Origin of the sequence: Roseinatronobacter sp. NSM (genome assembly GCF_052379845.1) — a bacterium.
Taxonomy (GTDB): Bacteria; Pseudomonadota; Alphaproteobacteria; order Rhodobacterales; family Rhodobacteraceae; genus Roseinatronobacter.
The window spans coordinates 1-10,773 of the sequence record NZ_JBQTCF010000061.1 but is presented as its reverse complement, the minus strand read 5'-3'; the positions used below and the strand labels follow the sequence as shown (position 1 = coordinate 10,773).

Sequence of the window (10,773 nt, the reverse complement as noted above, 5' to 3'; positions counted from 1 at the left end):
TTTCGGTCCGGTGGGGTGTGGGTCAAACCCGCATTGGCATGACGACATACACCGCGCTGGTGTCGTTACCTTCGCGCATCAAGGTTGGATCGCCGGAGGCGTTGAACAGGAAAACGGCATTTTCACGGTCCACCTGCGACGCGATTTCCAGCAGGTATTTCGCGTTAAAACCGATTTCCAGCCGCTCATCGCCATAAGCCACGATCAGTTCTTCCTCGGCAGCGCCGGAATCGGGGGCGTTGACCGATAATGTCAGCTTGTCTTCTTCCAGTGACAGCTTCACGGCGCGCGACCGCTCCGATGACACTGTTGCAACCCGGTCCACGGCGCGCGCGAATTCGTTGGCGTCCACTTCCAGCCGCTTGGTGTTCTGGGTGGGGATGACGCGCGTATAATCGGGGAATGTGCCATCAATCACCTTGGATGTCAGCGAAATATCGGGCGTGGCGAAGCGCACCTTGGTTTCCGATACCGACACGGCGATTCGCATGTCGTCATCTTCCAGCAACTTTTTCAATTCGCCCACAGTTTTGCGCGGCACAATCACACCGGGCATGTTTTCCGCACCGGCAGGCAGGGGGGCGTCAATCCGGGCCAATCTGTGCCCGTCTGTGGCCACACAGCGCAAAACACGCCCGTTTTCACCTTCGGCAACATGCATATACACACCGTTCAGGTAATAGCGCGTTTCCTCGGTTGAAATTGCGAATTTGGACTTGTCGAACAAGCGGCGCAAATCCTTGGCCAGCGCCGAGAAATTCGCCGAATACTCACTGGAGGCCATGACCGGGAAATCTTCTTTCGGCAGGGTCGCCAGCGAAAAATTCGACCGGCCTGCAGATATCTGCAGCCGCCCCGTGCGCGGGTCGTCCACCAATTCGACCAGCGCGCCGTCAGGCAGCTTGCGGATGATTTCGTGCAACATGACAGCAGAAACCGTGGTCGCGCCTGCGCGTTCCACCATTGCAGGGGCGCGGTCCATGACTTCCACATCCAGATCGGTTGCGCGGAAACTGACCTGCGCATCCTCGGCCTCGATCAGGACATTGGCCAGAATGGGAATCGTGTTGCGCCGTTCCACCACGGATTGCGCCTGCGACACGGCCTTTAGCAAAACGGCCCGTTCGATGCTGATCTTCATACCCCTGTCCCTTCGCGTATCCTTGGCCCCTGACTTATCGCCTTGGGGAGGCGTAGCCTAGCCAAAAAACAAGGCAGGACAAGGGTTTTTATCGTCGATGCAAATCAGCTTTGCAGCAGGCGGCGCAACAGGTCTATATCTTCCGCCATCTGGTTGTCGGAACCACGCATTTCTTCCACCTTGCGCACACCGTGCAAAATGGTCGTGTGGTCCCGCCCGCCAAAGCGCCGCCCGATTTCGGGCAGGCTGCGCGATGTCAGTTCCTTGGCCAGATACATGGCAATCTGGCGGGGGCGGGCAATGGTGCGGGTGCGTTTGGGACCAAGCATGTCCGACAAGCGAATGTTGAAATGCTCGGCCACTTTGCGCTGGATTTCTTCTACTGTCACACGCCGGTCAGATGTGCGCAAAATATCAGACAGGCAATCTTGCACCATATCCATGGTGATTTCCTGCCCGATCAGGCTGGAAAACGCAAAAAGCCGCTGAAGCGCCCCTTCCAGAACGCGCACATTGGTGGTGATGCGATGCGCCAGAAATTCGATAACCCCGTCCCCAATGCGCACGGGACCATAGGTCTGCGCGAACAGCGCCGCTTTTTGCTGCAAAATGCCAAGGCGCAGTTCATAATCGGTTGGGTGCAGGTCCACGACCAGCCCCCATTGCATACGCGACGAAATGCGGTCTTCCAGTTCCTTGATCTCACCGGGCGCGCGGTCTGCCGAAATCACGATTTGCTTGTTCTGGTCAACAAGCGCGTTGAAGGTGTGGAAAAATTCTTCCTGCGTGCTGTCCTTGCCCGCGATGAACTGCACGTCATCCACCATCAGCACATCCACGGAACGGAACAGATTCTTGAAATCCATGATCTGGCGGTCGCGCAGCGCCTGAACAAACCGATACATGAATTGTTCCGCCGACAGATACAGCACCTGCAGGTCGGGGCGTTTTTCATGCAATTCCCATGCGATGGCGTGCATCAGGTGGGTTTTGCCCAGCCCGACACCGCCATACAGAAACAGCGGGTTGAATGTGACGTCGCCGCCATCGGCCACGCGCCGTGCCGCAGCATGGGCCAGTTCGTTCGGTTTTCCCACAACGAAATTGTCAAAATTGAACTTGCCATCCAGCGGCGCGCCCTGAAGGTTGTTGTCGCGTGATGCGGCCGCGTCCGCAGGGCGTGCCAAGGGTGTTGCAGGCGCCTTGCGTGGCTGGGTGCCCACGTTGAATTCAATGCGTGCAATGGCGGGGTTGTCAGACCGCAGGCGCTGGAAAATCTGGTCCTGATAGTTGCGCTTCACCCAGTCGCCAACAAAACGCGATGGGGCGCGGAATTCCACAACGCCGCCTTGCAGGCTGACGCATTCCAGCGGTTCTATCCAGCTTTTGTGATTATTTTCGCCAATTTCGGACCGCAGTTCCGCTGAAACCCGTGCCCAGTGTTCTGTTATCATTACGCCCCAGCCCGCATTCTCGTTCATCCCGTTCATCAGCATACATCGCAACATGCCAAGCACATCGACATCGATCGCTGGGCACTACACAGCATCAAAGCAGCTACATGGCGATTCGCCTTTGCTGCGCGTTTTTACATGGTCGGGAGGGGTCAGGACCTAAGCCGCAACACTAAGGCGGGCTTGGTTCCGAAACATCGTCAATAAAAGATACGCCCGACATTTGTCGGCCATCACATCGTAACGTCCCCCCCAGGACAGATTCTTCTCATGTCGGCATGCATAGCAATCTGGCTGTGCAGTTCGCAACCGAACATCGTGCTTGACAGCGTTTCGGTTGCAAAGAATCGAAGCCTGTCTGTTTCTGGTCACGCTGCCGCCGTTTCGCATGTGCCCTTATGGGACAGGCTGACCTGAACCGGGGTGCTGATCGGGGCCGCGATTGCGGGCGTAGGTGACAGCAGGCTGCCAGCGCCGCGCCAATAAAAAAAGGCGCAAGTCATGCGCCTTTTTATAGATTTGGGTTTGGTCGCGTTCAGGCGCCCAGCGCTTTTACGCGCGATGCCAAGCGCGACATTTTGCGCGATGCGGTGTTTTTGTGCAGCACGCCTTTGGTGACGCCGCGCATCAGTTCGGGCTGTGCAGCTTGCAACGCCGCGGCGGCCACTGCCTGATCACCAGATGCAATCGCTTCTTCGACCTTGCGCAGATAGGAACGAATGCGCGAACGCCGTGCCTTGTTGACTTCGGTGCGACGCTCGATCTGACGGGCGCGTTTTTTGGACTGGGGTGTGTTTGCCATAAGCGGGTCTACTTTCGGGTCTGTTTCAATTCTATTGCACCATGAACCCGACCCGTCCAACGACAGGTGACATTTCTTGCCTTAAGCGGGCCCACGCGCATGTGACGCGGCGTATAGTCCAGCGCGCACAAAAAGGAAAGCTGAAACTTCAGCGGTCGCGGAATTGCGCAGTGCGCTTTTCCTGAAAGGCGGACATGCCTTCCTTCTGATCCTCGGTGTTGAACAGCATGTGAAAGACGCGGCGTTCAAACAGCAACCCTTCGCGCAGGGTGGTTTCATAGCTGCGATTGACGGCTTCCTTGACCACCTTGACCGTGATCTGGCTTTTCTCGGCAATCTTGGCGGCGGCGGCCATGGTTTCTTCCATCAGCTTCTTGACGGGCACGACGCGGCTGACAAGGCCCGAACGTTCCGCTTCTTCGGCATCCATGAACCGGCCTGTCAGATGCATGTCCATCGCCTTGGATTTGCCGACAAAGCGTGTCAGGCGCTGCGTGCCGCCAATGCCAGCGACCACCCCAAGGTTGATTTCGGGCTGGCCGAATTTCGCTGTTTCCGATGCGATGATGAAATCGCACATCATCGCCAATTCGCACCCGCCCCCCAGCGCATAGCCTGACACGGCCGCGATGATGGGTTTACGCACGCGCAACATGGCTTCTGTTTCGGGCGCGAAGAAATCTTCCTGGAACATGTCCACGAAGCCCTTGTCGGCCATTTCCTTGATATCGGCACCTGCCGCGAACGCCTTTTCCGACCCGGTCAACACGATGCAGCGCACCTTGTCGTTGCGGTCGGCCTCGGTCAGGGCCTGTGCCAACTCGCCCAGCAGCGTGGAATTCAGCGCGTTCAGGGCTTCGGGGCGGTTCAGGCGGATCAGTGCGATATGGTCTGAAATATCGACGATCAGCGTTTCATAGGCCATGAGGCGGCACCTTGTTTGTTGCAATCAGCATCTTGGCATAACAGCTTGGCATAGGGGTTCAAGTCATCTTTGACATTGCGCGCAGTAGAAGCTGGACCGCCCGGATTGCACGATCCGGCGGATATTTTCCTTGCAGTCCGGTGTCATACAGGGTGCGCCCTCGCGGCCATAGACGCGAAATGCATGCTGGAAATAGCCCAGTTCACCATCAGCCTGCCGGTAATCGCGCAGCGATGAACCGCCCGCGTCAATGGCGTCCAGCAAAGTGGCACGAATCGCGGTGGTCAGTGATTCGATGCGCGCCGCGCTGATGCGCCCTGCCGCGCGGCTGGGGCTGATGCCAGCGCGAAACAGCGCTTCACAGACATAGATATTGCCCAGCCCCGCAATGATGCGCTGGTCCAGAAGGGCCGCTTTCGCAGGCATTTTCCGCCCCTTCAGGCGGCTTGCCAGATAGGGCGCGCTGAAATCATTGCCCAGGGGTTCGGGGCCAAGGCCCGCAATCAGTTTATGACCGTCAAGCGTTGCGGTTGTGCATATATCCATCGCCCCGAAGCGGCGCGGGTCATTGAAGGTGATGCGTGTGCCGTTTTCCATGTGAAATATCACATGGTCATGCTTTTCGGTGGGGGGGTGGTCGAAATGGAACTGTCCGGGCGCATGGTTGGCCTGCAGCCCCGATACAATCATGCGTCCCGACATGCCCAGATGAATGATCAGCGTGTCGTCGCGGTCCGTGTCCAGCAACAGGTATTTTGACCGCCGCCGCAGTGCGACAATTTGCGCCCCGTCCAGTCGGGCGGCCATATCGGGCGGGAACGGCCAGCGCAGGCCGTCGCGGCGCAGTTCCGCGCGGGTAATGCGCACCCCTTCCATGGCGGGCAGCAGGCCGCGGCGCACGGTTTCCACTTCGGGCAGTTCGGGCATGGTTCCCCCCAGACTGGTCGCAGGGTCGCATTGTCACGCCCCCGCATTCCCCTATAAGGAGTGTAGCAGTTCCCCCACAAGGGGCAGTCAAAGGGCAGAACGCATGACGCAGGACGACAAGACAACGCATTTCGGGTTCCAGACCGTGGCCGAAGACCAGAAAGCTGGCATGGTGCATGGCGTCTTTACGCGCGTGGCGTCGAAATATGATGTCATGAATGACCTGATGTCGATGGGCATTCACCGTGTCTGGAAAGATGCGATGATGGACTGGCTGGCCCCACGCCCCGGACAGCGGCTTCTGGATGTGGCGGGCGGCACCGGCGATGTGGCGTTCCGCTTTTTGGGCCGTGCGGGCGAGAGCGCGCGCGCAACCGTGCTGGACCTGACCGAATCCATGCTGCTGGAGGGGCAGAAACGCGCCGAGGCTGAAAACCTGTCCCATGCGCTGGACTGGACTGTGGGCGATGCGATGGCCTTGCCATGCCCCGACAGCAGTTTTGATGTCTATACAATCAGCTTTGGCATTCGCAATGTCACCCGCATTGACGATGCCCTGCGCGAAGCCTACCGCGTGCTGCGTCCCGGCGGGCGGTTGATGGTGCTGGAATTCAGCCAGATCCCGAATGACGGGCTGCAAAAACTGTATGATCTGTATTCCTTCAATGTGATTCCCGTGATGGGCAAGGTTGTGGCCAATGACCGCGACAGTTACCAGTATCTGGTCGAATCCATTCGCAAATTCCCCGATCAGGACCGCTTCGCGTCGATGATCGGGGATGCAGGGTTCGAACAGGTGAAATACCGCAACCTGTCCATGGGCATTGCGGCCCTGCATTCCGGCTGGAAAATTTAGTCATGCGCGGGCCACATAATTTCTGGCGTCTGGTGCGCACTGGCGCAACATTTGAACGCACCGGCGCCATGCAAGTGGTGCTGGAAGCCATGAACGCCCCGCCCCGGTTGCGGTTTGCGGCGCGCATCATGGGCTGGCCGTTCCGGTTTCTTGGCCTGAAGGGCGACCCGGCCCAGCCGCCGCTGGTGCGCGCGCTGACGGCGCTTGGCCCTGCATATATCAAATTCGGCCAGACACTTGCCACACGCCCTGATGTTGTTGGCCCGGAACTTGCGGAACAGCTGCGGTATTTGCAGGACCAGTTGCCGCCCTTTCCGCGCGCGCAGGCCATGCAGGTCATCGCCGAGGAACTGGAAGCGCCGGTTGACAGCATTTTTGCCGATCTGTCCGAACCTGTCGCGGCGGCGTCCATCGCGCAGGTGCATTCCGCGCGTCTGGTCAGTACAGGCGCCAAGGTTGCCGTCAAGGTGCTGCGTCCGGGCGTGGAACGCGCGTTCCGCACCGATATTGACGCGTTCTATTTCGCCGCTGGCATGATTGAACGGTTGCTGCCGTCTACCCGCCGGTTGCGCCCGCTGGATGTGATTGCGCATTTCGAAAGTGTTGTCGAAGGCGAGCTTGATTTGCGACTGGAAGCGGCTTCTGCTGCGGAATTCGGGGCCAATACCGCCGATGATGCGGGTTTCAGTGTGCCGCAGCCTGTCTGGGCCTATTCATCACGCCGTGTCATGACGCTGGACTGGGCCGAAGGGGTGGCGCTGGGCGACAATGCCGCGCTGGACGCGCTGGGGCTGGACCGGCGCGAACTGGGGGTGCGTATCCTTAGCCTGTTCCTGCGTCATGCGCTGCGCGACGGGTTTTTCCATGGCGATATGCACCAAGGCAACCTGAAGGTGACCGCCGCAGGCCAGATTATTGCGCTGGATTTCGGCATCATGGGCCGGATTGACGCCTATACGCGACGGGCCTATGCCGAAATTCTGTTCGGATTCATCCGCAAGGATTACCGGCGCGTGGCCGAAGTGCATTTCGAGGCAGGCTATGTTCCCGCCGACCGCGACATAGACGAATTCGCGCGCGCGCTGCGGTCCGTGGGCGAACCGATTTTCGGGATGGATGCGCAGCATATTTCCATGGCGCGGCTGCTGGCCTATCTGTTCGATGTGACGGAACGCTTCGGCATGGAAACCCGGACCGAGCTTATCTTGTTGCAACGCACCATGGTGGTGGTCGAAGGGGTCGCGCGGTCCCTGAACCCCGAAATCAACATGTGGCATGTCGCAAAACCCGTGGTCGAGGAATATATCCGCGGCCATATCGGGCCGCAGGCCGTGGCGCGTGATCTGGTGCTGACTGCGAAAATCCTGTCGCGTTTCGGTCCGCGCTTGCCGCGTCTGGTGGAAGATGCGCTGATCGCGCAGGCCAATGGCGGCAAACCGGCCCCGCCGCCCCGTGCACCCAGCCCGTTTTGGTGGACGGCCCTTGGCGCGGGGCTGGTGGGCGCTGGCGTGGCTTTGGGCGCACTCCTCTAGCTGGGGCGCGGCCAGTCGGGGCTTGCCATCAGGGCCGTAATCGCGGCGCGCAGTTGGGACGGCGGCAACATAACCAGCATGTCGGGGCTGTCAAATTCCAGTGTGGTTTGTGCCGATATGGCCCTGTTGGATGTGCCAATCACACCCGTTGGCGCAAAATCCAGCCCGTCGATGGGCCAGAATAACCCGCTGGACCTGCCAGAACACTGGCCCATCGGAAACAAGGACACGCGCTGCCCCGCAAGGGTTGGCAGTGTCAGGCGCGGTGGTGCCAGAAAACAGATGTCATGTTCCGACAGCATGACCACGCGTGATGACCCGAACCGCGCCAGCGATGACATTGCCGCCAGTGTGTGGTCAAGCCGCGCGCCCGCAAAGCCCAGCGCAAGCACGATGGGCGCATCAATCCGGGCCAGGCATTTGTCAAAATCCGTGCTATCTTGTTCTTCGATGCGGTGGATGCGGTCTGTCAATGTCTGTTGCAGATCGGCGCGCAGCGAATCAATATCGCCAATCACGGCCGCAGGCATATGGCCCAAATCGGCCAGCACATTCGCCCCGCCATCGGCAGCAACAAGGTAGGGGGCTATGGTTAAGGCAAGGGTCAGGTCGGCAACCGAAAAACCTGCCCCCCCTGCAAGGGTGACCCCATCTTCAGAGTGGACAATGACGGTCACTTTGTTAACCTTCGTAAATATGGCGGGTTTATGGGCGTTGGCCATAATCAGATCACCAAATTACCCTAGTCCGACCATGTAATCGCTCATGTGATACGCGAGTTTGCCAGTGTGTAAGGTAAAAAGCGAGCGTCGTTATGGTAGGCCCGAATAAAATACTGACAGTTTCCTATGGCACCTTCTCGTGCACGCTGGAAGGATTTGATGAACCTTTCGGCACGATGAAGGCAATCGCGGAATATTTCCGCGATCTGGCTGCGGATGATCGTTACTTCGGTGCTGAACCCCCAACGCCTGACGCGGAAATGCTGCACCGGATTGCAGAACGCGAAATCCAGCGGCGGGTAGAAACGCATGTGCAGGACAACGGAATTGTTCTGCGCCCTCAGGCGCGACCAACAGTCGCCACGCCCCCCGGAATGCTGGGTTTTTCTGCCGTTGCACCTGCAGCCACGGCCACAGCTGCGCCAAGCCCCGCTATGGCCGATGTTGCGCCAGCGCCCGCACCGCCAGAAGGGGACGCCGCCCCTGCGCCAAGCGTTGTGCCTGAAAGTGTAACGTCAGAAATCAGCGAAAAACTGGCACGGATTCGCGCCGCTGTCGCCCTTGCCGAAGGGCAGGAAAAAACGCACGCGCTGCCACCAGAACCTGACAGCGCGCAGCCCGATGAAGCGCCGCAAGCGGCAGGCGACGAAGAAATACGCCGGTTTCTGGCGCAGCATCAGGAACAGGACGTGGCCCCGCCGCCAGACGCCGCGCCAGCGCAGGTTTTGCCTGATGAACAGCCCACCGCTGTCAAGGACCAGCAAGATGCAGCCCGCCTGCTGTCATCGGAATTCGATTTCGATGATGCCGAACTTGATGCTTTTGATGACATGCGCCCGACGGCGCCCGCGCAGGTCCAGCCGCCCGAACCCCCCGCTTTCGGGGAAGATGCCGGCATGTTTGATGAAGACGACTTTCCACAGGAACACACCCCCACGGTAGAACACCCCGAAGATGCGTTCGAGGATTTTCTGGACGAAGACGAAGCACAGCCCGCTTCCGCACCACGGGACGATGTGGACAGTTTTGATGACGCCACCGAAGGCGACGACGAAGACGAGTTTGATGAGGAAGATGCTCAGCTAGCTGACCACGAAAATGTGTTTTCTGAACCCGAAACGCCCCAGGACCCAGAAGCTGAAAGCGACGCATATTCAGCTTATGATGATGATGATTTTGACACCGAACTGGAACAAGCCCTTGAGCAACGCGCCGAGGCCGAAGTTGAACGCGCCACGATCGAGCAGTTGCGCGCGCAGATTCGCAGTGTGCTGGGGGATACCGGCCTTGGCAATGCCGACGAACAGGGGCTTGTGCAGGAACTGGCCGAGATTGAACAAGAAGTTGTTCTGAAGCACCCCAACTTTATGAAAACACGTCAGAACGCCTTGGCCGAAAACACTGAAAACACTGCTGACCGCTTGATGGAGCAAGCCAAAAGCCAGCTGAATGAAGTTGAATCCCGCCGCCGGCGCGAAGCCTTTGAACATCTTAGCCTTGCTGTTACGGCCACCCGCGCCGAAGAAGAAGCAACCGGGCCGCGCCGCCGTGATATTGCCCAAGCACGCGAGATTGACAGGTATCGTGAAGATATCGGAATGCCCGATCCGCATGAACTGGCCTTGTCGCGTAACGCCGCCAAGCAACCCGTGCAGGAAGACGGTCAAACCGCGCAGGCCGATATTGCCCCCCAAATGGTGTCAGGCGCAGAAGCTGCGCAAACCCTTGAACATGCGTCCACCCCAGCCCCGCAACCCGTGGCCGTCCCCGTGCCTGAAGCCAAGCCTGAACCAGTGGCCGAAGTTGTTGCGCAACCGCGTGTTGACGCACAACCGGCCCCCGCTGCGGAAATTGCACCGGCAAATGAAAGTGTGCTGGACAAGATCGGCGCGCGCCCGCGTCCGCGTCGTCCTGCATCCATCGGAAACCGCCGCGCGGACCGCAGCGCGCCGGAACGCGCGCCGTTGGTTCTGGTTTCCGAACAGCGCGTCGAACCGGAAGTGCCCGCACAGCGCGTTCGGCCCCGTCGTGTGGCAACGTCAGTGGACGCGCAAGCCCCCCAAGCGTTTCTAAGCACCGCCACCCCTGCCTCGCTCGCTGCATTTCGTAAATTCGCTGATGATGTGGACGCATGGCTTCTGGATGAACAGATTGAAGCCGCCGCAGCCTATATTACCCACATGCAGGGGCAGCCAGAGTTTTCGCGCGCGGACCTGATCAAGTATGTTCTCGCCTATAATGACGGCAAGACCGTTACGCGCGAAGACATGTTGCGCGGGTTCGGGACCATCTTGCGCGAAGAACGGCTGGAGCGTCTGGAATCAGGAATGTTCAAGCTTTCGCCAAGTTCGGAATATGATGCGCCTGCCCGAAAATATGCAACACGGTGATCCGGCGGTGCAACACAGAAAAAG

9 protein-coding genes are annotated in these 10,773 nt (G+C 59.1%); 3 read left to right on the top strand and 6 right to left on the bottom strand.

Annotation, left to right across the window (positions count from 1 at the left end):
- Nucleotides 1–22 precede the first annotated feature (22 nt).
- The 5 genes from dnaN to mutM form a co-directional block, all read right to left on the bottom strand.
- Nucleotides 23–1,141 (bottom strand): DNA polymerase III subunit beta, encoded by a 1,119-nt coding sequence (gene dnaN, locus ACTZWY_RS19055; protein WP_444792293.1) that lies wholly within the window; start codon nt 1,139–1,141, stop codon nt 23–25.
- A 104-nt stretch (nt 1,142–1,245) separates the two neighbouring features.
- Nucleotides 1,246–2,595, bottom strand: coding sequence for a chromosomal replication initiator protein DnaA (gene dnaA, locus ACTZWY_RS19050; protein ID WP_444792294.1), 1,350 nt, complete (start codon nt 2,593–2,595; stop codon nt 1,246–1,248).
- Nucleotides 2,596–3,130: 535 nt separating this feature from the next.
- On the bottom strand, nt 3,131–3,397 hold the full coding sequence (gene rpsT, locus ACTZWY_RS19045; RefSeq protein WP_444792292.1) for a 30S ribosomal protein S20: 267 nt from the start codon (nt 3,395–3,397) through the stop codon (nt 3,131–3,133).
- 148 nt (nt 3,398–3,545) lie between these two features.
- A complete protein-coding gene (locus ACTZWY_RS19040; protein WP_444792291.1) occupies nt 3,546–4,322 on the bottom strand; it encodes an enoyl-CoA hydratase in 777 nt (258 codons plus the stop codon).
- Nucleotides 4,323–4,385: 63 nt separating this feature from the next.
- Complete coding sequence (mutM, locus tag ACTZWY_RS19035; protein ID WP_444792290.1) at nt 4,386–5,249, bottom strand: bifunctional DNA-formamidopyrimidine glycosylase/DNA-(apurinic or apyrimidinic site) lyase; 864 nt, start codon at nt 5,247–5,249, stop codon at nt 4,386–4,388.
- 103 nt (nt 5,250–5,352) lie between these two features.
- Here mutM and ubiE point away from each other — a divergent pair, with 103 nt between their 5' ends.
- Nucleotides 5,353–6,105, top strand: a complete 753-nt coding sequence (gene ubiE, locus ACTZWY_RS19030) for a bifunctional demethylmenaquinone methyltransferase/2-methoxy-6-polyprenyl-1,4-benzoquinol methylase UbiE (protein ID WP_444792289.1) — start codon at nt 5,353–5,355, stop codon at nt 6,103–6,105.
- 2 nt (nt 6,106–6,107) lie between these two features.
- A complete protein-coding gene (gene ubiB, locus ACTZWY_RS19025) occupies nt 6,108–7,637 on the top strand; it encodes a 2-polyprenylphenol 6-hydroxylase (RefSeq protein WP_444792288.1) in 1,530 nt (509 codons plus the stop codon).
- On the opposite strand, the gene ACTZWY_RS19020 is transcribed toward ubiB, so the two are convergent.
- A complete protein-coding gene (locus tag ACTZWY_RS19020) occupies nt 7,634–8,314 on the bottom strand; it encodes a thiamine diphosphokinase (protein WP_444792287.1) in 681 nt (226 codons plus the stop codon). The two genes, ubiB and ACTZWY_RS19020, sit on opposite strands and share 4 nt — an antisense overlap.
- A gap of 137 nt (nt 8,315–8,451) precedes the next feature.
- Here ACTZWY_RS19020 and ACTZWY_RS19015 point away from each other — a divergent pair, with 137 nt between their 5' ends.
- Complete coding sequence (locus ACTZWY_RS19015; protein WP_444792286.1) at nt 8,452–10,749, top strand: hypothetical protein; 2,298 nt, start codon at nt 8,452–8,454, stop codon at nt 10,747–10,749.
- Nucleotides 10,750–10,773: the final 24 nt, after the last annotated feature.